The sequence below is a fragment of the Xanthomonas sp. NCPPB 3582 genome (genome assembly GCF_041475735.2).
GTDB classification, from domain to species: Bacteria; Pseudomonadota; Gammaproteobacteria; order Xanthomonadales; family Xanthomonadaceae; genus Xanthomonas; species Xanthomonas codiaei.
In genome coordinates, this window is sequence record NZ_CM192968.1 from 933,805 (window position 1) to 960,472 (window position 26,668).

General features: G+C 64.7%; 20 protein-coding genes, 1 other RNA gene and 1 pseudogene. 8 read left to right on the plus strand and 14 right to left on the minus strand.

The genetic code is table 11. The annotated features are described in order from the left end of the window. Positions 1-132: 132 nt before the first annotated feature. From ACCQ05_RS04005 to ACCQ05_RS04020, 4 genes are all read right to left on the minus strand, one after another. Positions 133-777 carry an ABC-type transport auxiliary lipoprotein family protein gene (locus ACCQ05_RS04005; protein ID WP_372392993.1) on the minus strand — a complete coding sequence of 215 codons (645 nt, stop codon included), beginning with the start codon at positions 775-777 and terminating at the stop codon, positions 133-135. After that, on the minus strand, positions 774-1,700 hold the full coding sequence (locus ACCQ05_RS04010; RefSeq protein ID WP_228964298.1) for an MlaD family protein: 927 nt from the start codon (positions 1,698-1,700) through the stop codon (positions 774-776). Before ACCQ05_RS04010 ends, ACCQ05_RS04005 begins: the two co-directional genes overlap by 4 nt. A gap of 2 nt (positions 1,701-1,702) precedes the next feature. Then, positions 1,703-2,545 carry an ABC transporter ATP-binding protein gene (locus ACCQ05_RS04015; protein WP_228964297.1) on the minus strand — a complete coding sequence of 281 codons (843 nt, stop codon included), beginning with the start codon at positions 2,543-2,545 and terminating at the stop codon, positions 1,703-1,705. Positions 2,546-2,627: 82 nt separating this feature from the next. Beyond that, positions 2,628-3,740, minus strand: a complete 1,113-nt coding sequence (locus ACCQ05_RS04020; RefSeq protein ID WP_228964296.1) for an MlaE family ABC transporter permease — start codon at positions 3,738-3,740, stop codon at positions 2,628-2,630. A gap of 165 nt (positions 3,741-3,905) precedes the next feature. Between ACCQ05_RS04020 and ACCQ05_RS04025 the strand changes: the two genes are divergently transcribed. Then, positions 3,906-5,165: a threonine/serine exporter family protein gene (locus tag ACCQ05_RS04025; protein ID WP_372392994.1), complete on the plus strand. Its 1,260-nt coding sequence runs from the start codon at positions 3,906-3,908 to the stop codon at positions 5,163-5,165. Positions 5,166-5,224: 59 nt separating this feature from the next. On the opposite strand, the gene ACCQ05_RS04030 is transcribed toward ACCQ05_RS04025, so the two are convergent. From ACCQ05_RS04030 to ACCQ05_RS04040, 3 genes are all read right to left on the minus strand, one after another. Next, positions 5,225-5,683, minus strand: a complete 459-nt coding sequence (locus ACCQ05_RS04030; RefSeq protein ID WP_228964294.1) for an H-NS histone family protein — start codon at positions 5,681-5,683, stop codon at positions 5,225-5,227. Between the two features lie 144 nt (positions 5,684-5,827). Next, the gene (locus ACCQ05_RS04035; protein WP_104540850.1) at positions 5,828-7,522 is read right to left on the minus strand and encodes a proline--tRNA ligase; all 1,695 of its coding nucleotides are present in this window, start codon (positions 7,520-7,522) and stop codon (positions 5,828-5,830) included. Positions 7,523-7,952: 430 nt separating this feature from the next. Then, positions 7,953-8,354 (minus strand): DUF4124 domain-containing protein, encoded by a 402-nt coding sequence (locus tag ACCQ05_RS04040; protein WP_228964292.1) that lies wholly within the window; start codon positions 8,352-8,354, stop codon positions 7,953-7,955. Positions 8,355-8,475: 121 nt separating this feature from the next. Between ACCQ05_RS04040 and pssA the strand changes: the two genes are divergently transcribed. From pssA to ACCQ05_RS04070, 6 genes are all read left to right on the plus strand, one after another. Next, on the plus strand, positions 8,476-9,249 hold the full coding sequence (pssA, locus tag ACCQ05_RS04045; RefSeq protein ID WP_104540851.1) for a CDP-diacylglycerol--serine O-phosphatidyltransferase: 774 nt from the start codon (positions 8,476-8,478) through the stop codon (positions 9,247-9,249). A 10-nt stretch (positions 9,250-9,259) separates the two neighbouring features. Further along, entirely contained in the window at positions 9,260-9,724 is a 465-nt protein-coding gene (locus tag ACCQ05_RS04050) for an alanine acetyltransferase (protein ID WP_372392995.1), read from the plus strand. After that, entirely contained in the window at positions 9,721-10,203 is a 483-nt protein-coding gene (rimI, locus tag ACCQ05_RS04055; protein WP_167394556.1) for a ribosomal protein S18-alanine N-acetyltransferase, read from the plus strand. Before ACCQ05_RS04050 ends, rimI begins: the two co-directional genes overlap by 4 nt. Before the next feature lie 289 nt (positions 10,204-10,492). After that, a non-coding RNA gene (locus ACCQ05_RS04060) (sX9 sRNA) lies at positions 10,493-10,568 on the plus strand. Positions 10,569-11,181: 613 nt separating this feature from the next. Further along, complete coding sequence (locus ACCQ05_RS04065; protein WP_104540854.1) at positions 11,182-12,315, plus strand: pectate lyase family protein; 1,134 nt, start codon at positions 11,182-11,184, stop codon at positions 12,313-12,315. A gap of 245 nt (positions 12,316-12,560) precedes the next feature. Continuing rightward, on the plus strand, positions 12,561-13,703 hold the full coding sequence (locus ACCQ05_RS04070) for a pectate lyase family protein (RefSeq protein ID WP_372392996.1): 1,143 nt from the start codon (positions 12,561-12,563) through the stop codon (positions 13,701-13,703). A gap of 290 nt (positions 13,704-13,993) precedes the next feature. Here the strand turns inward: ACCQ05_RS04070 and ACCQ05_RS04075 are convergent, their stop codons facing one another. Together ACCQ05_RS04075 and ACCQ05_RS04080 are read right to left on the minus strand one after the other, a co-directional pair. Further along, positions 13,994-15,967 carry a transglycosylase SLT domain-containing protein gene (locus ACCQ05_RS04075; RefSeq protein WP_372392997.1) on the minus strand — a complete coding sequence of 658 codons (1,974 nt, stop codon included), beginning with the start codon at positions 15,965-15,967 and terminating at the stop codon, positions 13,994-13,996. Positions 15,968-16,328: 361 nt separating this feature from the next. After that, entirely contained in the window at positions 16,329-17,231 is a 903-nt protein-coding gene (locus tag ACCQ05_RS04080; RefSeq protein ID WP_372392998.1) for a hypothetical protein, read from the minus strand. Positions 17,232-17,390: 159 nt separating this feature from the next. On the opposite strand from ACCQ05_RS04080, the pseudogene ACCQ05_RS04085 reads away from it, so the two are divergent. Next, positions 17,391-19,178: pseudogene (locus tag ACCQ05_RS04085) on the plus strand (TonB-dependent receptor domain-containing protein); the annotation flags it as partial. 204 nt (positions 19,179-19,382) lie between these two features. Here the strand turns inward: ACCQ05_RS04085 and ACCQ05_RS04090 are convergent. The 5 genes from ACCQ05_RS04090 to betT form a co-directional block, all read right to left on the minus strand. After that, positions 19,383-20,585 (minus strand): FAD-dependent monooxygenase, encoded by a 1,203-nt coding sequence (locus tag ACCQ05_RS04090; RefSeq protein ID WP_372392999.1) that lies wholly within the window; start codon positions 20,583-20,585, stop codon positions 19,383-19,385. A 57-nt stretch (positions 20,586-20,642) separates the two neighbouring features. After that, a complete protein-coding gene (locus ACCQ05_RS04095; RefSeq protein WP_104543327.1) occupies positions 20,643-21,095 on the minus strand; it encodes a MarR family winged helix-turn-helix transcriptional regulator in 453 nt (150 codons plus the stop codon). Between the two features lie 181 nt (positions 21,096-21,276). Continuing rightward, positions 21,277-22,947, minus strand: coding sequence for a choline dehydrogenase (gene betA / locus ACCQ05_RS04100; protein WP_372393000.1), 1,671 nt, complete (start codon positions 22,945-22,947; stop codon positions 21,277-21,279). Between the two features lie 155 nt (positions 22,948-23,102). Then, positions 23,103-24,575 carry a betaine-aldehyde dehydrogenase gene (gene betB, locus ACCQ05_RS04105; RefSeq protein WP_372393001.1) on the minus strand — a complete coding sequence of 491 codons (1,473 nt, stop codon included), beginning with the start codon at positions 24,573-24,575 and terminating at the stop codon, positions 23,103-23,105. 38 nt (positions 24,576-24,613) lie between these two features. Next, positions 24,614-26,593, minus strand: a complete 1,980-nt coding sequence (gene betT / locus ACCQ05_RS04110) for a choline BCCT transporter BetT (protein ID WP_372393002.1) — start codon at positions 26,591-26,593, stop codon at positions 24,614-24,616. Positions 26,594-26,668: the final 75 nt, after the last annotated feature.

A 26,668-nucleotide genomic window follows, 5' to 3' on the forward strand; every position in this document is an offset into this window, starting at 1 on the left:
CAGACTGTGTGTGCCCTCATCCGGCGCTGCGCGCCACCTTCTCCCGCGCGCGGGAGAAGGCAAACAGGCTGGCGATGTGTGCCGGTGTCGGTGCCGGATGGATGTGTTCCGGCTGCAGGGCGACGCGTCGGCTTACGGCGTGCGCGGCAGCGCGGCGCTGTCCTGCTGCCCGGTGGTCAGCGTCCAGCCCACCAGCTCGGTGGTCACCTGGGTCAGGGCTTGCTCGAAAGCAACCGCGACGGCGGCGGTATCGGTGCCGCTGGAAGGCCGTGCAACCAGGAAGGTGCGCGAGGCGACCACGCGTTGGTCGGCCGAGTGCAGCAGCTTGGCGTTGAGCTCGATCGTGGCCGACGGCAGCGATTGGCCGGCGTAATCGGATTCGAACCGGCGCACATCGATCGCCAGTTTGTAATCGGAACGGATGCCGGTGCCGACATGGGCCACCGCGGCGATCTTGCCGGAGTCCTCGAAGCCGCGCACCACGCTGTCTTCCAGCATGTCCGTGGCCGGTTGTGCCCAGCCGGCGCCGTGATAGACCTGCAGCTCGCCGGGGGTCGGGCGCACATTGATGCGCGGGCTGTCGATGACGCGTGCGGCGCTGGGTTTGGCCACCACCAGCTGCCAGGTCACCTGCGGCCACGCCGGATTGGGCGTCACCCGCACGCTGGGGGCATAGATGGTGGCCGGCTTCTTGTCGCCGCCGGTCAGCACCGAGCAGCCGCCCAGCGCCAGCAACGACATGCACAACAGGGGACGCAACAGGCGCATGGCAGTCATTTCGGTTCGAACTCCTTGGGTGCGTCGCGGCCGAGCAGGTAGCGCGCAGGGTTGTTGTCCAGTTTGTCGCTGACCCGGCGCAGGTCGCGGATCAGGCCGCGCAACTCGGTCAGTGTCGGGCCGAGCTGGCCCAGGCCGTCGTTGGCGAAGCTGTTGATGGCCGCGCGGTTCTCGCCAAGGATGGTGTCGGCGTTGCCGGCAGCAGAATCCAGCTTGGCCAGGGTGGCATCGAGTTTTTCCAGGATGCCCGGCAGCTGCTGCACCAGGTTCTGGTCCAGCCGCTTGATGGTGCCGTTGGTGGTGGTCAGGGTGGTGTCGAGATTGCGCGCGGCATCGCGCGCGCTGACGATCAGCGCCTGCATGCCTTCGTCGCGATCGGCGATGCCGCCGCTGATCTTCTCCAGGTTCTGCAACGTGGCCGAGATGCTGGCCACGTTCTTGTCCGACAGCATCTGGTCCATGCGTTCGACGATGCGGTTGGCGGTGTCGGTGATGTTCTGCAGCGCCGAGGGCGTGGTCTGGATGATCGGCGCATCGCTCTTGTCGATGGTGGTCAGCGACGGTGCCTCGGGCGTGCCGCCGGAGAGCTGGATGATGGACGGGCCGGTGAGGCTGGTGATGGCCAGCTTGGCGCGGGTGTCGCTCTTGATCGGCGTGGTGGAGTTGACGCGGACGTGCGCGACCACCTGGCGCGGGTCGTTCGGCGCCAGGGTCAGCTCGGTGATCGAGCCCACCGCGATGCCGTTGTATTGCACCGGGCTGCCGACCGACAGGCCGGTCACCGCCTCGCGGAACACCACCCGGTATTGCTGCCAGGTGCGGTCGGAGGAGTACTTGGCAGCCCACAGGCCGAACAGCAGCAAGGCCAGGCCGGCCACGATGGTGAAGGCGCCGATCAGGACGTAATTGGCTTTGGTTTCCATGCTCAGGCGGTCTCGGTGGAGTCGGTCTTGGCCGCGCGCGCGGCGCGGGCGCGCGGACCGTGGAAATAGTCCTGGATCCAGGGGTGGTCGATCTGCTCGACCTCGGCCAGCGGTGCGTTGGCGATCACCTTGCGATCGGCCAGCACCGCGATGCGGTCGCAGATGGCGTACAGCGTATCCAGGTCATGGGTGATCAGGAACACGGTCAAGCCCAATGCCTGCTGCAGGGTGCGGATCAGGCGGTCGAAGGCGGCCGCGCCGATCGGGTCCAGCCCGGCGGTGGGTTCGTCCAGGAATAACAAGGGCGGGTCCAGCGCCAGTGCACGCGCCAGGCCGGCGCGCTTGCGCATGCCGCCGGACAACTGCGAGGGCAGCTTGTCCAGCGCATCGGCCGGCAGGCCGGCCAGCTTGATCTTCAGCAGCGCCAGCTCGAAATACCAGCGTTCCGGAAACTCGCCGTGGTGTTCCTTCAGCGGCACCTGCACGTTCTCGCCCACGGTCATCGACGAGAACAGCGCGCCATCCTGGAACAGCACGCCGGTGTTGCGGGTGATGAGCTGGCGGTCGGCGTAGCGGCCCGAGCGCGCGTCCGCGCCCAGTACCTGGATGCTGCCGGCATCGGGTTCGCGCAGGCCCAGGATGCTGCGCATCAGCACCGATTTGCCGGTGCCCGAGCCGCCGACCACGCCCAGGATCTCGCCGCGGCGCACGTCCAGGTCCAGGTCCTCGTGCACGGTCTGGCTACCGAAACGGTTGGTCAGCCCGCGCACGGAAATCGCCAGCTCATCGTCGTCGCCGTCGGCCTCTGGGCCGGGGGGGGGGAGTGGGGATTGGGGATTGGTCACAGCACGGCTCTCCCGCTCGTCACGCCAGCCACGCTTCTGCTCTGCACCAATCCCGAATCCCGAATGTCCAATCCCATCCTCATCACCACCCCATCTTCATGAACCACAACGCCGCGACGGCGTCGAGGATGATCACCAGGGAAATCGTCTGCACCACCGAGGACGTCGTGCGCTCGCCGACCGACTGCGCGGTACCGCTGACCTTCAGGCCTTCCAGGCAGCCGATCAGGCCGATCACCAACGCGAACAACGGGGCTTTCGACAGGCCCACCAGGAAATGCCGCAGCTGGATCGTTTCGTGCATGCGCGCCAGATACATCTGCGGCGGGATGTCCAGATCGAACGCGCCCACGGTGACGCCACCGGCCAGGCCGGCGAGCATGGCGATGAAGGTCAGCAGCGGCAGGGTGAACAGCAGCGCCAGCAGACGCGGGATCACCAGCAGGTCGATCGGATCCAGGCCCAGGGTGCGGATGGCATCGACTTCTTCGCGCGACTTCATCGCCCCGATCTGCGCGGTGAACGCGCTGGCGGTGCGGCCGGCCAGCACGATGGCGGTCAGCAGCACGGCGAACTCGCGCAGGAAGGCGATGCTGACCAGCTCCACCACGTAAATTTCCGCGCCGAAGTCGCGCAGGATGGTCGAGCCCAGGAACGCGATGACCGCGCCCACCAGATACGACAACAGCACCACCAGCGGCACCGCATCCAGGCCCACCTGCTCCATGTGGTGCACGGTGGAGGTCAGGCGGAAGCGGCGCGGCTCGTGGATCAGCCGCATGATCTTGACCAGGTTCTCGCCCAGGAAGCTGTTCAACTCCAGGATGCCCTGGCCGACGCCATGGGTGGTGCGGCCCAGGCGATCGAGCGCGGCCACGAAGCCGTAGTCGCGCTTGGGCTTGGGGCGTTCGTCGTTGAGGTCCTCGATGGTGCACACCAGCGCCTGGTGCTCGTCGCGAAAATCGATCGCGTCTTCCTTCAACCCCATGCGGCCGGCGAAGCGCAGCAACTGCAGCACGCCGGCCGAATCCAGTTGCCCGATGCCGCGCGCGTCGATGCGGCGCACCCCGTCGGGCACGGCTTGCAGCAATTCTGCCTGGGGCAGGGCGGTTGCCAGCACCCAACTGCCGGCGAGGCGGACCTGGGTCTGATCCTGCGGGTCTTGGTCGATGCGGGGAGGTTGCGGTTTGATCATGAGTGGCCTGTCCGTGGCGCCAGCATACAGGGCCGGCGTGAGCGAAAGATGGGGATGCGCCAGGTGCCATGGCGTGCGGCTGGCGATGAGGCCGCCGGCCGGCCGCGCTGCGGCATACACTGGCCGCCTCGCCGCACGGCGTTTCTCCGATCCGACCCGCCACGCATGTCCGCTGCCACCGTCGTCCTACCGTCCGCCAGCGCCACCTACGCCCAGCGCGTCGCCTTCGTATCGGAAATCGCTGGGCGCCTGCATTCTTATGGCACCACCGCGCAGCGGCTGGAGGCGGCGGTGGTGGGGCTGTCGCAGAAACTGGGCCTGGACTGCGAACCCTGGTCCAATCCCACCGGCATCATCCTGAGCTTCAGCGATCCCACCAAGGCGATCGGCTCCAGCGACATCACCCGGGTGATCCGCCTGGCCCCGGGCGAAAACGACCTCTACAAGCTCAGCGTGGCCGATTACGTGGCCGACAGCGTCGCCAACGGGCGCATGAGCATCGCGCAAGGCCATACCGCGCTGCGCCGGCTGGACCGCGAGGTGGACCGGCGTGGCAAGACCTTGCAGGTGCTGGCGTTCGGGCTGGCCGCCGCCGGCGTGGCCGGGCTGTGGAAGCTGCCGTGGCTGGATATCGCCACCGCCGGCGCCATCGGCATGTCGATCGGCCTGCTCACCCAGTACACCGACAGGCGGCCGGCCACCAAGGAAGCCGGAGAAGCCCTGGCCGGGCTGCTGGCTGGCGTGGTGGCTGCCGTGGTGGCTTCGGTGATCGGGCCGTTGAACCTCAACACGGTGATCATCGCGTCGCTGGTGGTGCTGCTGCCCGGCATGTCGCTGACCAATGCCTTCAACGAGCTGGCCAGCCAGCACTGGGTCTCCGGCACGACGCGGCTGGCGGGCGCGGTGACCACGGTGCTCAAGCTCACCGTCGGTGCGGTGATTGCAGTGACCCTGACCCAGTTGATGGGCCTGCATCCGCAGGTGGCCGCATTGCGCCCGCAGGCCGGTTGGGTGGAATGGGCCTCGCTGCTGGTGGCCGCTTATGCGTTTGCGGTGTTGTTCAAGGCCAATCGACGCGATTATTTATGGATCATGGCCGCTGCGATGTCCGGTTATGTCATTGCGCGTTATGCCGGCCATGCCTGGGGCGGACCGGCCGGTGTATTTGCCTCGGCCATGGCATTGACCGCTGCCGGAAACCTGTTCGGGCGGGTGGTCCAGAAACCCGGCGCGTTGATCCGCTTGCCCGGCATCATCATGCTGGTTCCCGGCAGCGTCAGCTTGCGGGGTTTCCTGACCCTGGTACAGCAACAGGACGTCAGCGTCGGACAAGCCGCGCTATTGGCGGTCACCAATATCGTGATGGCCTTGATGGCCGGATTGCTATTCGGGAATCTGCTGATTCCGGCCCGCAAGAACTTATGAGCGGGTGGAAATGCGCACAATAAAAACGCCGGCAATGCCGGCGGTTTTATTGGTCTAGATCACGCGGCCTTCGACTTCTTGGCAGCGCGCTTGGTTGCCGTTTTACGCGGCGAGGCCTTCTTGGCCGATGCCTTCTTGACGCCACCACCCACCTTGCTGATCAGAAAGTCTTCCACTTTCTTGCCAGCGGCGGTCAATTCGGCCAGCCAGCGCGGCTGCTTGCCACGGCCGGTCCAGGTGTCCTGCGGGTTGGCCGGATTGCGATACTTCGGCGGAACCTTGCCCAGCTTGCGGCCGGCACGCGGACCCGGCTTGCCGGCAGCGGCCGGGCGACCCGGGCCGGCGGCGGCGCCGAACAATTCTTCGATGGAATACCCCTGTGCCTTGGCAGCGCGGGTCAGCTGCGTGCGGACCTTGGCGATCGGGGCGCGCTTGGCAACCACGGTCTGCTGCTTCTTTGCGTTTTTGATCAGTGCGCTCAGCTGCTTGGCCGACAGGCCGGTGAGATCGATCGACATCACTACTCCGGAAGATGAGAGAGAAAAGAATGCCGGTCCGTGGCAGCGGCGGCCATCATAATGTCAGAAAACCGGTATGACAAATGCGCCGAAATAATTCGGCGCCTTGTGTTCATCTGATTGCGGGGTGCTGGCGTTGTTTGATCAATGGCCCAGTCGGGAGAATAATCCGGCCTTATCCAGGTTTTCTGCCGATTCGGCGGTGCGGGCGCGATATTCAAAAGTGCCGGCGGCCAATCCACGTTCCGAGACCACCACCCGATGCGGAATGCCCAATAGTTCCATATCGGCAAACATCGCACCCGGACGTAAACCGCGGTCATCCAAAGCCGCATCGATACCAGCTGCAATCAATTCGTCCAGCAAGGCCTGGGCGGCGGCGAGCACGCTGGCGTCCTGCTTGGGATTGATCACGCAGACCACCACCTGCCAGGGCGCCATCGGTGCCGGCCAGATGATGCCGGCCTGGTCATGGTTCTGTTCGATCGCCGCGGCCACGATGCGCGAAATACCGATGCCGTAGCAGCCCATCTTCATCACCGCGACCTTGCCGCCTTCGTCGATGACGGTGGCCTGCAAGGCCTGGGCGTACTGGCTGCCGAGCTGGAACACGTGGCCCACTTCGATGCCGCGGGCCAGGCGCAGTTCGCCGCCATCGGCCGCGCGCTCGCCTTCGACCACATTGCGCACGTCGGCCACGGTCTGCGGTTCGGGCAGGTCACGGCCCCAGTTGACGCCGGCCAGATGGGCGCCGGCCACATTGGCACCGACCACGAAGTCGGCCATGGCCGCGACGTCGCGGTCGGCCACCACGCGGATCGGGCGGGCGGTGTTGACCGGGCCCAGGAAGCCCGGCTCGCAACCGAGGTGGTCGCGAATCTCGGTGTCGTTGGCCATGCGGTAGTCGGCCAGGCCGGCCACCTTGGCCAGCTTGATCTCGTTGACGGCATGGTCGCCGCGCACCAGCACCAGCACGAAGCCGGCCTGGGTCATCACCGCCACCGACTTGACCGTGCGCTGCAGTGGGATGCCCAGCAACTGGGCCACGTCCTCGCAGGTCTTCTGGGTGGGCGTTGCGACCTGATGCATGGCCTGCCCGGCCTCCGGGCGCGGGCCGGGCAGGGCCGCGCTGGCGGTTTCCACATTGGCCGCGTAATCGGACCCGGTGGAAAACGCCAGCGAGTCTTCGCCGGAGGCGGCGATGACGTGGAATTCCTGCGAGGCATCGCCGCCGATGGCGCCGGAATCGGCCTGCACCGCGCGGAACTCCAGTCCCAGGCGGGTGAAGATGCGGGTGTAGGCCGCCTTCATGTTGTCGTACTCGCGCGCCATGTCCTCATCGGTGAGATGGAAGGAATAGGCGTCCTTCATCAGGAATTCGCGCGCGCGCATCACGCCGAAGCGCGGGCGGATCTCGTCGCGGAACTTGGTCTGGATCTGGTAGAAGTTCAGCGGCAGCTGCTTGTAGCTGTTGATCTCCTGGCGCGCGAATTCGGCGGCGGCCTCTTCGGCGGTGGGGCTGTAGCAGAACTCCTGCTCCTTGCGGTCCTTGATCTTGAGCAGCTGCCCGCCGAACTTTTCCCAGCGCCCGGTGGCATCCCACAGCTCGCGCGGCTGGATGGTGGGGAACAGCACTTCCACCGCGCCGGCGCGGTTCATTTCCTCGCGCACGATCGCCTCGACCTTGCGCAGCACGCGCAGGCCCAGCGGCGACCAGGTGTACAGCCCGGAGGCCAGCTTGCGGATCATGCCCGCGCGCAGCATCAGCCGGTGGCTGACCAGCTCGGCGTCGGCCGGGGTTTCCTTGGTGGTGTGCAGGTGGAACTGGGAAAGACGCATCGGGCTTCGCTTGGGCGGAAAACCCGTAGTTTGCCAGTGTGCGCCCTGGCGGTCATTGTCGGGCGCGCCTGGCGCGGTCACCGGACCGGTGGGTGGCAGCCCTGGAGTGGCGGCCCGCTGCGGCGTGGATGTCGTCAGGGGCGGGGGGCGCACGCCGGGGCAGGGACGGCCGGGCACCGCGATGGCGGGGCGGGCAGCATGCCTGCGCGCCCGACGGCACTGCGATGCAGCCAGTCTCGTGCGACTGGCGTCATACCGTCTGTCCTGGCGGGCGACGTTGCAGCCGCCTGCTCGATCCGGCACCCGGTCGGGCGCTGCGCGCGCGGCGGCGACGTGCTGGATGGCATCGCGACGACACCCATCCGGTCCCGGGGACGTTATCCGGGAGCCGGGACGAGGCCCATCGCCAAGCGATACGCAGTGGCCGGGCTCAGGAGGCTGGAACTGCGCTGGCGGCCGGCTTGCAATACGCCTTGACGGCGGCGTCGGCCAGGTTGCGCTGGGCAGCGCGGGCGTCCGGGTCGAGGACGGCGCCAGGCTTGCCATCGGTGCCGGCGGCCATGGAGACCTCGCCCTTGCCGCTGAGCAGTTCCAGGTTGCGGCGCGCGGTCAGGCAGTCGGCCGACTCGGGCGTGGCGGTCTCCGGCGCAGCGATGGCGGCGGTGCCGCTGCGCGCATCGATCCGGCGCGCTTCGTAGCGCTGGCCGGTCGGTGGCGGGGTTTCGGTGTAGTGGGTCACGCCCTTGGCGTCCTTCCACTTGTATAGATCGGCGGCGCCGGCGGTGGCGCTGACCAGCATCAACAGGGCGCAAAGCCCCAACGGCAGGTGCATGTGGCTTCCCCTGGATGATTCCCGCCGCGATTGCAGCATCCATGGCCCGCGCTGGCAAGCGATCGCGCGATGGGCGTGGGCGCGCTACCGTCGGACGGACCTCAGGCCCTACACTTGGCGCATGGATGAAATGAGACCGCCTCCGCGCTCGCGCACGATCTACCTGCTGCCGAACCTGTTCACCACCGCCGGACTGTTTTCCGGCTTCTACGCCATCATCGCCGCCGCCAACGGGCAGTTCGTCCAGGCTGCCATGGCGGTGTTCGTGGCCGCGGTGATGGACGGGCTGGACGGCCGGGTGGCGCGCCTGACCAATACCAGCAGCGAATTCGGCGTGCAGTACGACTCGCTGGCCGACCTGGTCAGCTTCGGCATGGCCCCGGCGCTGGTGATGTACCACTGGTCGTTGTCGGCGCTGAAATACGACAGCAGCGTGATGGGCCGGGTCGGCTGGTCGGCGGCGTTTCTGTATGCGGCCTGCGCGGCGCTGCGGCTGGCCCGCTTCAACACCCAGGTCGGGGTGGTGGACAAGCGCTGGTTCATCGGCCTGGCCAGCCCCGCGGCGGCCGGGCTGATGATGTCGTTCGTGTGGGCCTTCGCCGACGACAGCCTGGGCTTCGATGGCGAACAGCTGCGCTATGTGGCGCTCGCGGTCACCGTGGTGTCGGCGCTGTTGATGGTCAGCCGGATCCGCTTCTGGAGCTTCAAGGGCGGGGCGCGCGGTGCGCGTGCCGACCGCGTGCCGTTCCTGGCCCTGGCGATCGCCACGGTGGTGATCGCCCTGCTGGTGATCGACCTGGCGCGCTCGCTGCTGGTGATCGGCGTGCTGTATGCCTTGTCCGGCCCGGCGATGTGGCTATGGCGACGCTGGCGCCGCACGCCCGAGCTTCCGTGAGCCGCCGTCGATGAACGTGTTGGCGAACGAGCCGGTGTGGTCGGACCTGCAGGTGTCGTGCCTGCAGGCGATGGGGCACATCGTCTATCTGGACCGTGCAACGGCCGATCCGCTGCCCGCGCCGGTCGACGTGCCCGACACTGCGCCGGTGTCGGCCCCGCTGCGCGAGCAGCGCGTCCCGGTCGAGGCGGCGGCTGCATCTGCACCGCGTCGGACGGCACCCGCTGCGCCGGCCGAGCCGCCGCGCGCGCCCGGCACCGCGCCCGCGTCCGCGCCGCAACGGCGCAGCCGGGTCGGGTTGCCGGACCGGTTGCAGATGGCCTTGCTGCGTGCCTCCGGCTGCAACCCCGGCGATCCCAGCACCCAGGCCTTGATGGCGTCCTGGCCGCTGGCCGAACTGCGAGGCAATCCCGCTGCCAAGCGCGCCCTGTGGCCGCAGTTGCGCGCGCTGCGGCGTCGTCGGGACCCGGCGTGAGCGCAATGAATGCGCCGTTGCCCGCCACGCTGCGTGCCATGCGCGAGAGCGATCTGGATGTGGTGATGGAGATCGAACTGCGCGCCTATCCATTCCCATGGACGCGCAGCATCTTTCGCGATTGCCTGCAGGCAGGGTATCCGGGCTGGGTGATGGAACGGGCAGGGCAGGTGATTGGTTATGGCGTCATCAGCATTGCTGCCGACGAGGCGCATGTACTCAACGTCTGCATCGCGCCGGAAGCGCAATCGCAAGGGTACGGGCGCGTGCTGTTGCGCGCGTTGATCAAGGGCGCCTGCGATCGCGGCGCGCGACGCGCGTTCCTGGAAGTGCGCCCATCCAATCCGTCGGCGATTGCGCTCTATCACTCCGAAGGCTTCAACGAGATCGGGCGGCGTCCGCGCTACTACCCCTCCCACACCGGCCGCGAGGATGCGCTGGTGATGGCGATCGAACTGTTCTTCGAAGGCTTTTCCTGAGCTGCGCTGCGCGCCTGACCGGGCTGCATCGTCGACTGACGAGTTGATTGCACATCACCGCTGCGCATCCAGGCCGATGCGCGCTCGTGTACGCGCACGTCTTGCACAAGAGGGAGCGCTGCCGAAGGCGCACGCCACCGTCGTTGCGGCCGGATGCAGCGTCTTGCGCCTGGCGCGCGTGTGCTCGGCCAGCGCTTGGCTTGCACGCCAAGAGCGTCAAACGCTAAGAGCAGCTGGCAAAACGACTGCGCGGCCTCCAGGCGGGCGCGCGGTCGGTGCTCGGTGCGGCATGTACCAATCGCACACTGCGGTTCCTCCGCGCCGTCTGCACCCACCTGACGATCGCTCGCTACGTTCTGTTAGCCGCTCTTAGCCATCGACGATGGCGTGGGTCGATCGCCGTAGCTGCCCCGTACCTGCTCGCGATGCCGCAGCAAGACCGTACGTCCCTGAGCTCATGCATCGACGCGTCTGTGGCGGGCGTATTGCCACGCTCTTTCGGCGATGCGGCGGTTGCGCTGCGCGTGGCTGCGTTTGCCAGTCGTCGTGATGCATCTGCGAGCGCCGCATTGCAGGGCGCCGATCACTGCAATCCTTAGTGCTGTGCGTGTACGACTCGGATGCTGCATTTCGTAGGACATATCACGTCGAAATCAGTCGCGTGTGACCGCCTCAACATCGCATGGTCGATGCGTGTCCAGCTGCTGTGCGACCTCCGTCATGCTGCGCTGCAGTGTCCTTGGCGCTGTCTCCGCGTGTCTTGATCGCAGCCTTTTGTCTTCTCGCAACTGTCTCGCAACCGTTTGCGTGACTGTGCGTGCACAACGGCAATTTGCCTAGATACAAGCGATTGCGATGCTCTTAGTATCCCCTCTCGCGGAACTGAACATTACATAGATGAAAAGTACGTTCCGTAGTCGATAGACGAGGGGTGTACCGCTGCGCGGTGCATCGAATTCATTCGAGGGAGACATCCAGATGAAGCCGAAATTCTCAACGGCGGCCGCCGCGTCGCTGTTTGTCGGATCGTTGCTGCTTACCGGCGTTGCCAGCGCCGATCCTGCGCTGGAAGTGGCGACCACCGGTTGGGCGACGCAGAACGGTGGCACCAAAGGCGGATCGAAGGCTGCTGCAGCCAATATCTACACGGTCAAGAATGCCGCCGAATTGAAGAATGCGTTGAAGGCCAGCGTGGGCAGCAACGGACGCATCATCAAGATCAGCGGCATCATCGATATCAGCGAAGGCAAGCCCTACACCAAGACGTCGGACATGAAGTCGCGTGCGCGCCTGGATATCCCGACCAAGACCACCTTGATCGGCATCACCAGCAACGCCGAGATCCGCGAAGGCTACCTGTACGTCAAGGCCAACGACGTCATCATCCGCAACCTCACCATCGAAAATCCGTGGGATCCGGAGCCGGTCTGGGATCCGGACGACGGTAGTGCCGGCAACTGGAACGCGGAGTACGACGGGTTGACCGTGGAAGGCGCCACCAACGTGTGGGTGGACCATGTCACCTTCACCGATGGTCGCCGCACCGACGACCAGAACGGCACCGCCAACGGCCGCCCCAAGCAACACCACGACGGCGCGCTGGACATCAAGCGAGGCGCCAATTTCGTCACCGTTTCCTACTCGGCGTTCAAATCGCACGAGAAGAACGGCCTGATCGGCTCCAGCGACAGTCACTCGAGCCTGGATAGCGGCAAGCTCAAGGTCACCATCCACAACACCTTGTTCGAAAACATCTCCGCGCGCGCGCCGCGGGTGCGCTTCGGCCAGGTGCATCTGTACAACAACTACCATGTGGGTAGCACCAGCAACAAGGTGTACACGTTCTCGCACGCACATGGCGTGGGCAAGGAATCGAAGATCTTCTCCGAGCGCAACGTGTTCGATATCAGCGGCGTGAGCAGCTGCGACAAGATCGCCGCCGACTACGGTGGCAGCGTGTACCGCGATCAGGGCTCGTTGCTCAACGGCAAGGCCCTGTCGTGCTCCTGGAACAGCAACATCGGCTGGACCCCGCCGTATAGCTACAACCTGCTCTCGGCCGACAAGGTCGCTGCAGACGTCAAGGCCAAGGCCGGCGCCGGGAAGCTGTAAGCAGCAGCGCGTAACTGGAAGCGTTACCACGGGCAGCGCGCCACACCGTGCGCTGCCCGTGACGCGCCGGCATTCCAAAAACGCAGGTGCAACATGTTGAAAATGTACTTTTCAACTATGTACAGAAAGATTAGGATCGGTCGGGTCTGCTAGGGGACTGGCCTGTTGGCCTGGGCGGACGCAAAGGGGAGCACGTCGCGCAGCGGCGTGTCACGCATCACTCATCACAAGAGACTTCATCGACCATGTCGAAGACATCGACAGTTGTGGGACGTACCGTTGTGGGCGTTGTACTGGGCGCCGCATTGTTGTCGGGCGCTGCATACGCAGCCGACCCCGCATTGGAAGTGGCAAGCACGGGCTGGGCCACCCAGAACGGCGGCACGAAGGGCGGTTCCAAGGCGGCAGCGGCAGACATCTACACCGTCAGCACGGCAGCGCAACTGAAGGCTGCGCTGAAGGCCAAAGCGGGTAGCAACGGCCGCATCATCAAGGTCAAGGGCATCATCGACATCAGCGAAGGCAAGGCCTACACCAAGACGTCGGACATGAAGTCGCGTGCGCGCCTGGATATCCCGACCAAGACCACCTTGATCGGTATCACCAGCAATGCCGAGATCCGCGAAGGCTACATGTACGTCAAGGCCAACGACGTCATCATTCGCAACCTCGTCATCGAAAATCCCTGGGATCCGGAACCGGTGTGGGATGCCGATGACGGCGACAAGGGCAACTGGAATTCCGAGTACGACGGCCTGACCGTGGAAGGCGCCACCAATGTGTGGGTGGACCATGTCACCTTCACCGACGGTCGCCGCACCGACGACCAGAACGGCACCGCCAACGGCCGCCCCAAGCAGCACCATGACGGCGCGATGGATGTCAAGAAGGGCGCCAACTACGTGACCATCTCGTATTCGGCGTTCAAGTCGCACGAGAAGAACGACCTGATCGGCTCCAGCGACAGCGCGTCCGGCACCGATAGCGGCAAGCTCAAGGTCACCATCCACAACACCTTGTTCGAAAACATCTCCGCGCGCGCGCCGCGGGTGCGCTTCGGCCAGGTGCACCTGTACAACAACTACCACGTGGGCAGCACCAGCCATAAGGTCTACCCGTTCTCGCATGCGCATGGCGTGGGCAAGGAGTCGAAGATCTTCTCCGAGAACAACGCCTTCGACATCAGCGGCGTGAGCAGTTGCGACAAGATCGCCGCCAACTACAAGGGCAGCGTGTATCGCGACCAGGGTTCGCTGCTCAACGGCAAGGCGCTGAGCTGCTCGTGGAACAGCAACATCGGTTGGAAGCCGCCGTACACCTACAACCTGCTGCCGGCCAACAAGGTGGCTGCAGACGTCAAGGCCAAGTCCGGCGCCGGCAAGCTGTAATCGCCGCCCTGCGGTGCGTGGCAATGGCTGCGGCGCTACCGACACATCACACGACGCCCGCAGCGATGCGGGCGTCGTGCGTTCTTGGTGCCACTGTCGCGTGCTTGTGGCGCGCCGTCGCCATGCAAGGGTCCGTGCTTCGGATCGGCTGTGTTTCGCGCACGCACGCTCGTCTGATCATCAGGGGACGGGCGGTTCGTACCGATGCCGAACACTTCCTGCACCGCTCGCGACGCAGTGCGTGGAGTCGCACCCTTGCAAAGCGGCCGAGCCGATCGGCCGCTTTCTGCTCAGTCCTGCGCCGCGCTGCCGGTGCTCTGGCCCGGCGTGCACACCGGCTTCTGGCGCTTGTCCACCAGTTTGCCCATCAACCGGTCGCTCAGCGGCAACATGTCGCCGTTGAGGCGCCAGTCGTAGATCACGCTGAAGGCCAGTACGCGCGCGACGTAGTCGCGGGTTTCCTTGTAGCTGATGGTTTCGATCCAGAAATCCGGTTCGAAGTTCGGCCGCTGCGATTGCCAGCGGCCGGTCGGGCCAGGGCCGGCATTGTAGGCGGCGATGGTGAGATACGGCAGCCCGTAGGTGTTGAGCAACTGGCGCAGGTAGGCCGTGCCGATGGCGATATTGATGTCTGGCTCATACAGGCTGGCGGCGCCGGCGTAGCCGGGCAGGGCAATGCCCTTGGCCACGGCCGCGCCGGTGCCGGGCAGCACCTGCATCAGCCCCATGGCGTTGGCGGGCGAACGCGCGCGCGGGTTGAAGATGCTTTCGGCGCGGATCTCCGCGGCCACCCAGGCTGGGTCGATCGCATTCCTGGCGGCTTCGCGGCGGATGCTGTCGTCGTGATGCAGCGGGAAGCGCAGTGCATACAGGCGCTGTTCGTCCGGTTGCTTGCCGAGCGCGAACACCGCGCGGTCGAACCAGCCATTGTCGCTGGCGACCTCCACGGCAAGGCGGCGCTGGGTATCGTCGAAGCGACTGGCGGCATCGTTCCATTCGGCCACGGCCCAGCCGGGGCGATCGATCTGGAACAGCGCAATGGCGCGCCCCAATGCCGGATCGCGCGCCACCGCGGCCTTGGCCTGCGGGCCGTCCTTGGGTTCCCACGGACAGATCCGGTACGGCTGCTGCAGACGGTCGGCGGCAAGGAAACCGTGGAAGGTGGGCGACTGCGCAGCGGCGCGATACAGCGATTGTGCCGCTGCCGCCGAGCCGGTCTTTTCGGTCAGGCGCGCCTCGAAATACTGCCAGCGCGAATCGGCCCGCTGGCTTGCCGGCATCTTGCGGATCGCCACCAGGGCCGCCGGCCAATCGCCGCGCGACATCGCTTCACGTGCGCGCCATTCGTGCAGGCGTTCGTCGTATGAGGCATCAGGCACCGCGTTGAGCCGGCGCGCCGACTCCGGCAGATACGAGGCCACCGTCCACAGCGCGATCTGATACAGCACCTGTCCACGCTGCGCATCGCTCAAGCCCAGTGTGCTGGCCAGCTGCGGCAACTGTTGTTCGGCCGCGTCCGGGTCGCTCTTGGCAAGCTTGGCCAGGCCATCGACGGCAATGCGACGGCTGCGTTCGGTCTTGGGCCACCCCGACGCACGCGGGTGGACCTTGTCGAGAAAGGCAGCGTAATCGGTTGCCAGTGCCAGATCGGCTGCCGGCAAGCCGCGTGCCGCGGTACGCATCACCGCAGGCTGCTGCGCATCGGCAGCCGCCTCCACCCGCTCCCAGCGCAGCGCAGGCGTCAGCTCGCCGCGCGATTCGAGCGTGGCGACCACCGGATCGCAGGCATCGGGCAGTGCCTTGCCGCTGCGCCACAGGCTGAGTGCATCGCGGCTCCACTGCGCATCCAGCTTGCCGGTGGCCTGGCGTGCGGTGAGCTGCGCGCAGCGCAGGCCGAGGTTGTCGGTGCTCTTCCAGTTGGCCAGCAGGGTGGCCCAGTCCTGCCGACGCGCCAGCGCCGGCAGCCAGGTGTTGCGGAAGCTCTCGGCCACCGGCTGGCCGGCATAGCGTTGCAAAAAGCCCTGTGCCTGCGCGTTGGACACGTTGTCGATACTGCGCTTGAGCGTGGCAAATTCCAGCCAGCCGTACAGCGGGTGACGGCTCAAGGCGGCCAGTTGCGCGGGGTCGGATTGGCCACGCTCGGCAGCGGCGATCGCATCGCGCATGGCCGTCAGCTGCGGGTCGAGGCTTTGCGCATGCAGGGCGGTGCCTGTAAGGCAAAGTATGCTAATAAAAGTTGAAGCAAGAAGGCGAGGATGAGTCATCGAACGATGATACCCAAATCGGTGACATGCTGGGATGCGGTATCTAAATTCGTGTCAATTGATGCTGAAACATTAGAACTAATTTAATTAATTCATTTTATGACTCGATCACGCTACATTTCGATGTGACGGTTTGCTATCAAAAATTTGTATATGAGGGGTGCGGGTTCAATTAAACTGGCCTTGCGAGAATTTGTGTTGAAATTTCTTGGTTACTGCTCCCGGTTATCTGTTGCGGCTGCTTTAGGTGGCTGCATAGTGCGCGTGGCGACGGAAACCTCTGGATCGAAATTTTCGACCCAGAGGTTGTTCTTATCGAATAAGTGGCCTTTTACAAAGTGGTTTGTGGAAAAGGTTCGCTTTATTTTGCCTTGCAGGTTAAGTTCGCTCCGTCCCAACCACATGACATGCCTGTAGTAGATGAGGAGCCGTTTGATACAGGCACTCCATAAATTCCTGCGCTTCCTTGCCAACTACTAAATGTGCCTCCGCTCGAAAATCTATACTCGCCTGCATACCCTCCTGCTGTATCGGGGTTGGCAATATTTGCATCGGGGATCGGATTGCCAACATCATCTCTGCTTTCCCCATTTACATACTTCGCTTCGGTGACTGTGTCGGCGTCAATGGTGTAAACACTTTTGGTGCCATTGGACCAAATAATGACTAATCTGTAAGAGCCGATGCCAATTGTTGAGTCTGCAATGCTCAATAAAATAGACTGTACTTGAAAGGCCAGACTGTCCCAAGTATCACTTCCTGTAGTAGCTCCTGCTAGTTCGCGAGCCAGGGCCTGCCCTAAAAGCGATCGGACTGAAGCGGAGTTTACAACCTCGTAAGCGTTCGAGTTTCTAAAGGCATCAGGAAACCTGATGGGATTTGGGTAATTCGGGTCGCCTGCACGTAGAGTATAACTGGAACTGCCGGAGCTTTTTGCCCCTGCGTCCTCAGGTTTAACTTTGACATCTTTTGCAGTTATTGACGACGGTCCTGCAATGCTTAGGCCTCTCTGGAAGGCCTGCACGATAGAACCGGGGACTTGGTTAGTTACTGCTCTATATCGCCTCAACTCTCTGTCGTATTCGACTTCATAAGCATAGAGCTTCTGACCGTCATAATCCATTACAATGGTATATCCGACGCCTGAGTTGATGGCTGCATCCTTAGGTGAAAAGCAGTTGTTGCAGACTACAACACCTGCAGCCTCTGCATTGCTAATGAAGCAAGACGTGACTAGCATCGCAGCTATAGCTATGGCTTTCATAAAAAATCCTTTTATTGATACCCCTGCAGCCCTCATTAATGCAAATATAACGCAATATTTTTTGACGCAATTCACATATCTTGAAAGAGCGGTTTGGATTTCAGTCTTGCTATGTCATTTAGATAATCTAAGGCCTGATCTAAGGCCTGAACGAAACGTCCTGCGTCATGGACCGGCAATCCGCTGGCCGACAACATCCGGATTTCGGCGCTCAATCCTTTCAATCCGTTCGGCTTCGATCTCGACTCGGCCACCAACCTGATCCAGATCGGCCGGCGTCCGGTGGAGGGCGGGCCACGCCGCTACGAGCAGCAGGTGGACACGCAGTATGTCGGTACCGGGCTGGTGGGCACCTTCGAGGGCGGTGCGCGTACCTGGTACTGGGACGTCAACGGCATGTACAGCAAGAACAAGGCCGAACAGACCAACTACGGCAGCTACAACATCTACAACATCAATCTGGCGCTGGGCGATCCGGCCGCCTGCGCGGCGGTGGCCGGCTGCGTGCCATTGGATATCTTCAGCGGCGCCGGCAGCATCACGCCGGAGATGCTGCGCTGGATCCAGCCGGTGGTGCGCGACCGCAGCCAGAACGAACTGAGCCTGTTCACCGCCAACCTCAGCAGCGAGCTGTTCCAGCTGCCCGGCGGCGCCGTATCGTTCGCCACCGGCTACGAATACCGCAAATACGAAGGCTCCTATCAGCCCGATCCGCTCACCGTGGCCGGGCGCTACAACGGTGTGCCATCGTTGCCGACCTCCGGCAGCTACGACGTCAACGAGGCCTATCTCGAACTCAATATTCCGATCTTCGCCAACTCCTCGCTGGGCGACAAACTCGATCTGAACATCGCTGGCCGCTATTCGGATTACTCCACCTTCGGCGGCGAGTTCACGCCCAAGTACGGCTTGCGCTGGCAGGTCACCGACGAGCTGGTGTTGCGCACCAGCTACGCCGAGGGCTTCCGCGCACCGACCATCGGCGAGCTGTTCGGTTCGGCCGCGCGCGCCGACCTGCAATTGTCCGATCCCTGTTCGATCGGCCTGGGCGGCACCGCACCGCGCGGCAGTGCGACCAATTGCGCGGCACTGGGCGTGCCGGCCGGCTACCAGCAGGCCAACCAGCAGATCTCGGTCACCACCGGCGGCAACGAGCAACTGGATCCGGAACGTTCGCGCAGCTTCAGTGCCGGCCTGGTGTTCAGCCCGGGCTTTGCCAGTAATGCGAGTTGGTCGGATCGGCTCGACATGGAAGTGACCTTCTACCGTCACCATGTGGATGGCGCGATCCAGGCGATCAATGCGCAGACCCAGCTGGATCTGTGCGTGGACACGCTGGATGCGCTGTACTGCGATGGCATCGGGCGTGCGTCCACCGGCGGCATCAATGCGTTCAACAATCGGCTGACCAATCTGGGGTCGATCAAGACCGATGGCTGGGACGTGGACCTGTTCTGGACCTTGCCGGAAAGCGCGCTAGGCCGCTTCAAATTGTCGTGGCAGAACACGTTCGTTGGCCGTTACGAGGCGCTGGGCGCGGCCGGGCAACGGCAGCCGCAGGGGCCGGGCATCGAAGTGGTCGACAGTGCCATTCCCGAGTGGACCAGCAATGCGGTGCTGGATTGGTCGCTGGGCAACTGGACCGCATCGTGGACGGCACGCCACATCTCCGAGCTCACCGAGCAGTGCGGCGATGCGGTGGAGTTTGCGGTGTGCTCCAATCCGAGCGAGGGCACCAACCGACTGGATGCGATCACCTACCACGATGCACAGGTGGGCTACCGCTTCGATTGGCTCAAAGGCCTGCAGCTCACCGCGGGGTTGAACAACGTGTTCGACAAGGACCCGCCGATCTGCCTGTCGTGCTCGCTCAATGGCTATGACGCCTCCACCTACGACATTCCCGGTGGGCGCTTCTGGTATGTGCGTGCGGACCTGAAGTTCTAGGGCATCCGGACGCTGCGTGGTTCTTCAGTGAGAACCACGCAGGCTGACTGGGTAACCGCGGTGCTGCGCAGGTGTGGTTGTCGCATCGGGCATGGCCGTGGCAAGGGATGCGCCGCCGCCGGTTGCCTGCGTATCGCACTGGTGCGCTGTAGCGCGGGCGCATTGTCGTCCAGTCGTTGTCGTCGATCGGCGACAACGACGGTGTCAGCGCGGTACCACCGGCCGATAGTCCGGCAAGGCGATGGTGTTGGAATCGCGCGCAAAGCCGTTGTTGATGACGCGCCGGACAAGCGGCGTACCTGCCAGGCGCATCGCGCCGCGCAGCAGCCTCAGCCCGACAGCGGAGTGCGGCCAGAGCAGCCGAGGGACGATCTTGGGCACGTTCTGCCCCTCTTTGACGAACGGACGCATGATCCGTTCGTAGTGCGTAAACGCCTGCGCCGGTGTGCTGGCCTGCGCAAGTTCGCCTGCCAGTACGTAGCTGCCAACCATGGCCAGGGTCGTGCCGATGCCCGACAGCGATGTGGGGCACCATGCGGCGTCGCCGGTCAACACCACTCGGCCGGCGGACCATCGAGGCATGCGCACCTGCCGCAGCACCTCGAAGTAAAAATCCTCGACATCCTTCATCGCCTCGAGAATGCGTGGGAATTCCCAGCCGTCGTTGGCAAATTGCGCTTGCATATAGCGCCGTTGCCGCTCCAGGCTCCATGCGTTCTCGCCCTCGGGCCGCTTCTGCAGGCCCAGATAAGCGCCCAACTTGCCGTCCAGCGCTGGCTTCAACGTCGCGCCACGCCCACCCACCGTGTTGTATTGCCGGGCATAGGCACTGTCGTGCGGGAGTTTGGGGATGCTGAAGTACGCGATGGTCATGTCCATCCAGTACGGCACGTTCTCGCCGGGGAACACCAGCTCACGTGTGTATGCACCCACGCCTTCGGCGATCACGACAGCGTCGTAGCGTGCGGACCGGCCGCTGTGAAAGGTGACGTCGACGCCGTCCTGGTCCTGGGCAACCTCGCAGATGCTGTCGCCGAAGCGATAGGGCACGCGTTCGCGGGTGGCGTCGTACAGGATGCGCGCGAGGTCGCCGCGACGGATTTCCAGGTCGGCGGTGGGCCCACTGTCGGTGTCGGAGTCGTCTGCCTTGAAGCGCGCAATGACGCGATTGTCTTCGCCCACCCAATCGGTGCCGAGCTCCCTGGTGCTGCGTTCGAATGCGCGTGCTTCCAATCCCATGCGGCGCAGCACCTCGCGGGCATTGCCGCGCACGTCGACGTTCTGGCCGCCATCGCGAAACGCCGGCGCGCGTTCGACGACCTCGACGTCGACCCCATAGGCGTCGAGCCACCATGCTGCAGTGGTCCCGGCAACGCTTGCGCCACTGATGAGAATCCGCGGGGACATGATGCCGCTCCTCTAGCGATTTATATCACGCATGATACATAAATATCACGCGTGATGCTATTCGCCTGCGGCGGATTCCAGGTTGGCGATCAGTCGGCCAAGCAGAACCGTCAGCAGCCTGGCTTCTTCGCTGGAAAATCCCGAGACGCCGACTGCATTGAAGTGGAGCAGCGCACTGCGCCCGGCGGCGGCGGCGTCCTTGCCAGCGTCGGTCAGCCGCACAGTGGCGGCGCGTTTGTCGTTGGACATCGCCTCGCGCGCAATCAGCGCCATCGCTTCGAGCTTGTCCAGCAGCGCGGCCATCGCAGGCTGTTTCACTGCGGAGTGGCGCACCAGGTCCCGCTGCAGCATCGGGCCTTTCCACGACAGCAGCAGCAACGGCGCAATCAGCGCAAGCGTCAGCCCGTGTTCGCGCAGGCGGGCGTCGACACTGCGATTGAACACGCGCGCGGCATGGTTGGCCAGATAACCGGGCGCGATGGCGGCTTCCGGGTGGATGTCTGAGTTCATGCTCAAAGCATATCCCACGCGTATGGGCGCTGGCGCCGCGCGACTGGGCTATCGAGCGGCGGAGCAGTTTGGTTGGCGCGTAACGGCAAGGCGCATCTTTCTCATACGGCACAGCGCCCTGCGATGGGCTGCGACGGATGCGCGACGGGTCAGTGCGTCGCGCATCCGCAGGCCTGCCGCGTTACCGGCGCACCGGCGCATCGCCGGCGATGTAGTAATCGGCGCTGCTGCGCGGCAGCGGTGTGCGCCCACGCATGCGGTCGGCGATCTTCTCGGCGATCATGATGGTGGTGGCATTGAGGTTGCCGGTGATGATGCGCGGCATGATCGAGGCATCGATGACACGCAGGCCTTCCATGCCGTGCACGCGGCCTTGCCCGTCCACCACCGCCATGTCGTCGGTGCCCATCGCACAGGAACACGAGGGGTGGTAGGCGGTTTCCGCGCGCGAGCGTACGAACGCGTCCAGCTCGGCGTCGGTCTTGCAGTCGGCGCTGGGGCTGATCTCGCGCCCGCGGTATTGGTCGAGTGCGGGCTGGGCGATGATTTCGCGGGTGATGCGGATCGCGTCGCGGAATTCCTGCCAGTCCTGGTCGGTGGACTGGTAGTTGAACAGGATCGACGGATGCTGGCGCGGGTCGCGCGACTTGGCGTGCACGCGGCCGCGGCTGGGCGTGCGCATCGAGCCCACATGCGCCTGAAAGCCATGCTCCTTCACCGCATTGCTGCCGTTGTAATTGATCGCCACCGGCAGGAAGTGGTACTGGATGTTGGGCCAGTCGAACTCCTCGCGCGTGCGGATGAAACCGCCGGCTTCGAACTGATTGCTGGCGCCGATGCCGGTGCCGGCAAACAGCCACTGCGCGCCGATGGCCGGCTGGTTCCACCACTGCAGGGCCGGATACAGCGACACCGGTTTGGTGCAGGCGTACTGGATATAGACCTCGAGATGATCCTGCAGGTTCTGGCCAACGCCGGGCAGGTCGTGCACCAGTTGCACATCCAGCGCACGCAGCAGATCCGGCGCGCCAACACCGGAGCGTTGCAACAGTTGCGGCGAGGCGATCGCACCGGCGCACACCAGCACTTCGCGACGTGCGTGCGCGTCGATGCCTTCGCTACTGTTGCCGACCAGATAATGCACACCAATGGCGCGCTTGCCGGAGAACAGGATGCGGTCGGTGGTGGCATGGGTGACGATATGCAGGCCATCGCGCGGCCTGGCCATGTCCAGGTAGCCGCGCGCGGTGCTGGCGCGGCGCCCGCGCGGCGTGACCGTGCGGTCCATCGGCCCGAAGCCTTCCTGCTGGTAGCCATTGAGATCGTCGGTGCGCGGGTAGCCGGCCTGCACTCCGGCTTCGACCATGGCATGGAACAGCACGTTGTTGTCGTTCTTCGGCGTGGCCACGCTCACCGGGCCGTCGCCGCCGTGGTAGTCGTTGGCGCCGATGTCGCGCGTCTCGGCCTTGCGGAAGTACGGCAGGACGTCGCGGTAGCTCCAGTCCTCCAGGCCCGGCCGCTTGGCCCAGTGGTCGAAATCGAGCGCGTTCCCGCGGATGTAGCACATGCCATTGATCAGCGACGAGCCACCCAGGCCCTTGCCGCGCCCGCACTCCATGCGGCGATTATCCATGTAGGGCTCCGGCTCGGTTTCGTAGGCCCAGTTGTAGCGGCGCCCTTGCAGCGGGTAGGCCAGCGCGGCCGGCATCTGGGTGCGGAAATCCAGCCGGTAATCCGGCCCGCCCGCTTCCAGCAAGAGCACGGTCACGCCTGGGTCTTCGGTCAGGCGCGCGGCCAGTACGTTACCTGCCGAGCCGGCGCCGATGATGATGTAGTCGTATTCGCGTTGCATGCTGTTCTCCTGATACGGTGACGTTGCGGTGGCCAGCAAGGCACGTGGCGGGTGCAAGAGTGGATGCCCGGTGAGGTGGCGGCGCGTATCGTCTCGCCACTGTCGTCTTGCCCGGGTTTGTCCATCCGGCGGCTGCCTGCGCCGACGAGCCGCCGTCAGAACACCGACGCGTAGCGTTCCAGTTCGACCTGGATCGATTTGGTCCGCGTATAGGCCTGCAGGGTGGCCAGCCCGTTCTCACGACCCACGCCCGATTGCTTGTAGCCACCCACCGGCATCGGCGCGGGCGACTCGCCCCAGGTGTTGATCCAGCAGATGCCCGCTTCCAGGCGATGGATCAGCCGGTGCGCGCGCGCCAGATCCGGCGTGACCACGCCGGCGGCCAATCCGTAGGTGGTCGCGTTGGCCCGCGTCACCGCCTCGTCCTCGTCGTCGTAGGTGAGCAGGCTCAGCACCGGCCCGAAGATTTCTTCGCGCACGATGGTCATCACATCGGTGCAATCGCTGAAGATCGTCGGCGCCACGTAATAACCCTGTGCGAGCGCGCCATCGCGCAGCCGCTGCCCGCCACACAACAGGCGCGCGCCCTCGGCCTTGCCCTGTTCGATATGCTCCAGCACGCGCTGCATGTGCGTAGCGCTGACCAGCGGGCCGAAGCTGGTGCGCTCATCCAGCGGGTCGCCGATATGGATGCGCTGCACGCGCGCCAGCAGGCGCGCTTCGAAGGCGGTACGCAGTGCGCGCGGCACGAACACACGGGTACCGTTGGTGCACACCTGACCGGAGCTGTAGAAGTTGGCCATCATCGCGATGTCCGCGGCCAGGTCCAGATCCGCATCGGCGCAGACGATCAACGGCGACTTGCCGCCCAGCTCCATGGTGACGTCCTTCAGCGACGAGCTCGATGCGCTGGCCATCACCTTGCGCCCGGTGGCGGTGCCGCCGGTGAAGCTGATCTTCTCGATCTGCGGGTGTTCGGTGAGCGCAGTGCCCACGCTGGCGCCGTCGCCGGGCAGCACGTTGAACACCCCATCGGGCAGGCCGGCTTCGGTGAACAGTTCGGCCAGTTTGAGCGCGGTGAGCGGCGTCACCTCGCTGGGCTTGAAGATCCTCGCATTGCCGGCAGCCAAGGCAGGCGCCGCCTTCCACAAGGCGATCTGGATCGGGTAGTTCCATGCCCCGATCGCGCCCACCACACCCAGCGGCTCGTGCCGGGTGTAGAAGAAGCTGCTTTCGCGCAGCGGGACCTGCACGCCCTGCAATGCCTGCGCGACGCCTGCGTAGTACTCCAGCACGTCGGCACCGGTCACCACGTCCACGCTGCGGGTTTCGCTCAGCGGCTTGCCGGTGTTGAGCGTTTCCAGCTCGGCCAGCGCATCGTTGCGTTCGCGCAGCAGCGCCACCGCACGCAGCAGGATGCGCGAGCGCTCCACCGTGGTCAGTGCCGCCCATTGCCGTTGGCCGGCCTTGGCGCTGTCGACCGCCGCCTCCAGATCGTCGGCGCCAGCGTTGTGCACATTGGCCAGCACCTCGCCGGTGGCCGGGTTGGTCACTTCGAAGGTGTGGCCGCCGCGGGCGGGAACGTAACGGCCGCCGATGTACAGCAGCTGGTCGGGAAAACGTGGCATGACAAACCTCCTGTGGAATGCTCGCCGCAGATGCACCTTCAACGGGTGAGGTGCAGGAACTGCAGGTGACGCTCGTATTGATCGATGATGTCGTTGATGATCTGTTCGCGGCTATAGCCGACCAGGTCGTAGTCCTGGCTGCCTTCGTACAGATAGACTTCGGCGCGGTAGTAGCGCTGGTTGCGGAAGCGCTGCGCGGCGAAGGACGGGGTGAGATAGCCGCGCATCACTACCTGGTAACGGAAGCCTTGCTGCTCGCCGTGGTCGACGCTGATCTCCATGTCGCCATCGTCGATCCGGCTGCTGACCTTCCAGCCTTCTTCCTGCAGCTGGGCGGCGACCGCTTCGATGGCCGGGCGCACCTGGTCGTGCATGAAGCGATACACCTCGTCGCGCGCCGGGAAGTGCATCGCCTGGCCCAGGCGCTGACGCCAGCCACCGTGATGACGCGATTGCCCGATCAACGGGCTGGGGCTGTACAGCTGCGCGCGTTTGCGTTGCGATTCCTCGCTGAGCGCACGCGACAAGCCCCAGGCCATCAGCAGCAGCACGGCAGAAAACGGCAGCGAGGCCAGCACCACGGCCGATTTCAATGCGTCCATGCTGCCGGCCAGCAGCAGACCGGCGGTGACCACGGCGGTGAGCACGCCCCAGAACACGCGCAGCCAGCGCGGGCCGTCGTCGTGCGGTTCGCCGCCATGCGAGGATAGCGTGGACAGCACGACGGTACCGGAGTCGGCCGAGGTCACGAAGAACACGAAGCTGATCGCCACTGTCACGGTGATCACCGTGCGGCTCCACGGGTAGCTCTGCAACAGCGAATACAACACGGTTTGTGGCGTATCGATGGCCTGTTGCGCCCAGGCGCCGTGGCCGTAGTGCAGCACCTGGTCCAGCGCGCTGTTGCCGAAGATCGACAGCCAGGCCAGGGTAAATCCCAGCGGGATCAGCAACACGCCCAGCACGAATTCGCGGATGGTGCGCCCGCGCGAGATGCGCGCGATGAACAGGCCCACGAACGGGGCCCAGCCGATCCACCACGCCCAATAGAACACGGTCCAGTTGCCCAGCCAGTCGGCGCGTCCGCCATAGGCATAGACATCGAAGCTCTTGCCGACCACGCTGCCCAGGTAGTCGCCCAGGTTCTGCATCAAGGCGTTGAGCAGGTATTGGGTTGGGCCGGCGAACAGCATGAACAACAGCAGCGCGATCGCCAGCAGCATGTTGATGTCCGACATCCAGCGCACGCCTTTTTCCACGCCGGACACCGCCACCACGATCGCCGCGCCCATCATCGCCACGATCAGTGCGACCTGCACCCAGTGCGTATGCGGCACCTCGAACAAGGTGCTCAGCCCGGCGTTGAGATGCAGCACGCCAAAGCCCATGTCCGCACCGATGCCGAACACGGTCGCCACGATGCCCAGCGCGTCCACGGTGTAACCGATCGGCCCGTTGATGCGCTTGCCGATCAGCGGGTACAGCGCCGAGCGCAGGGCCAGCGGCAGGTTGTGCCGGAACGCGAAGTACGCCAGCGCCATCGCCGCCAGCGCGAACACGCCCCAGCCATGCAGGCCCCAATGCAGGAACAGCAGCTGCATCGCCTGGCGTGCGGACGCCTCGCCGTTGCCGGTGCCGCCCTGCGGCGGCTGCAGATAATGGGTCAGCGGTTCGGAGACGCAGAAGAAGAACAGCGTGATGCTGATGCCGGCGGCGAACAGCATGCCGGCCCAGGAGAGGTAGCTGAATTCCGGCTCGTCGTGGTCGGCGCCGAGCTTGATGTTGCCGTAGCTGGACAGCGCGGTGCCCAGTACGAACAGCAGATACAGCGTCATCGCCAGCAGGTAGTACCAGCCCACGTTGCGTGAGGCCCAGGTCTGCGCATCCAGCAGCACGCTGCCTGCCTGCAGCGGGAACAGCGACACCAGCAACGCAAACGTGCAGACGACGGCTGCCGCCAGCAAGAACACCGGTCGCAGCGTGCGTACCGGCGACGACGTCGGTTCGACCGCACTCATGCCGACGCACTCATACGCTGCGTGTCACGTGCTGTGCTCCCACCAAAAACCGCCTGCGTTATCGCATGGGCGGTG

What these genes read in the sequence shown, in the direction of transcription:
- ACCQ05_RS04005 (WP_372392993.1), bottom strand. Translation starts at nt 777, where the DNA reads ATGACTGCCATGCGCCTGTTGCGTCCCCTGTTGTGCATGTCGTTGCTG.
- ACCQ05_RS04010 (WP_228964298.1), bottom strand. Translation starts at nt 1,700, where the DNA reads ATGGAAACCAAAGCCAATTACGTCCTGATCGGCGCCTTCACCATCGTG.
- ACCQ05_RS04020 (WP_228964296.1), bottom strand. Translation starts at nt 3,740, where the DNA reads ATGATCAAACCGCAACCTCCCCGCATCGACCAAGACCCGCAGGATCAG.
- ACCQ05_RS04025 (WP_372392994.1), top strand. Translation starts at nt 3,906, where the DNA reads ATGTCCGCTGCCACCGTCGTCCTACCGTCCGCCAGCGCCACCTACGCC.
- ACCQ05_RS04030 (WP_228964294.1), bottom strand. Translation starts at nt 5,683, where the DNA reads ATGTCGATCGATCTCACCGGCCTGTCGGCCAAGCAGCTGAGCGCACTG.
- ACCQ05_RS04035 (WP_104540850.1), bottom strand. Translation starts at nt 7,522, where the DNA reads ATGCGTCTTTCCCAGTTCCACCTGCACACCACCAAGGAAACCCCGGCC.
- ACCQ05_RS04040 (WP_228964292.1), bottom strand. Translation starts at nt 8,354, where the DNA reads ATGCACCTGCCGTTGGGGCTTTGCGCCCTGTTGATGCTGGTCAGCGCC.
- pssA (WP_104540851.1), top strand. Translation starts at nt 8,476, where the DNA reads ATGGATGAAATGAGACCGCCTCCGCGCTCGCGCACGATCTACCTGCTG.
- ACCQ05_RS04050 (WP_372392995.1), top strand. Translation starts at nt 9,260, where the DNA reads ATGAACGTGTTGGCGAACGAGCCGGTGTGGTCGGACCTGCAGGTGTCG.
- ACCQ05_RS04065 (WP_104540854.1), top strand. Translation starts at nt 11,182, where the DNA reads ATGAAGCCGAAATTCTCAACGGCGGCCGCCGCGTCGCTGTTTGTCGGA.
- ACCQ05_RS04070 (WP_372392996.1), top strand. Translation starts at nt 12,561, where the DNA reads ATGTCGAAGACATCGACAGTTGTGGGACGTACCGTTGTGGGCGTTGTA.
- ACCQ05_RS04075 (WP_372392997.1), bottom strand. Translation starts at nt 15,967, where the DNA reads ATGACTCATCCTCGCCTTCTTGCTTCAACTTTTATTAGCATACTTTGC.
- ACCQ05_RS04080 (WP_372392998.1), bottom strand. Translation starts at nt 17,231, where the DNA reads ATGAAAGCCATAGCTATAGCTGCGATGCTAGTCACGTCTTGCTTCATT.
- ACCQ05_RS04090 (WP_372392999.1), bottom strand. Translation starts at nt 20,585, where the DNA reads ATGTCCCCGCGGATTCTCATCAGTGGCGCAAGCGTTGCCGGGACCACT.
- ACCQ05_RS04095 (WP_104543327.1), bottom strand. Translation starts at nt 21,095, where the DNA reads ATGAACTCAGACATCCACCCGGAAGCCGCCATCGCGCCCGGTTATCTG.
- betA (WP_372393000.1), bottom strand. Translation starts at nt 22,947, where the DNA reads ATGCAACGCGAATACGACTACATCATCATCGGCGCCGGCTCGGCAGGT.
- betB (WP_372393001.1), bottom strand. Translation starts at nt 24,575, where the DNA reads ATGCCACGTTTTCCCGACCAGCTGCTGTACATCGGCGGCCGTTACGTT.
- betT (WP_372393002.1), bottom strand. Translation starts at nt 26,593, where the DNA reads ATGAGTGCGGTCGAACCGACGTCGTCGCCGGTACGCACGCTGCGACCG.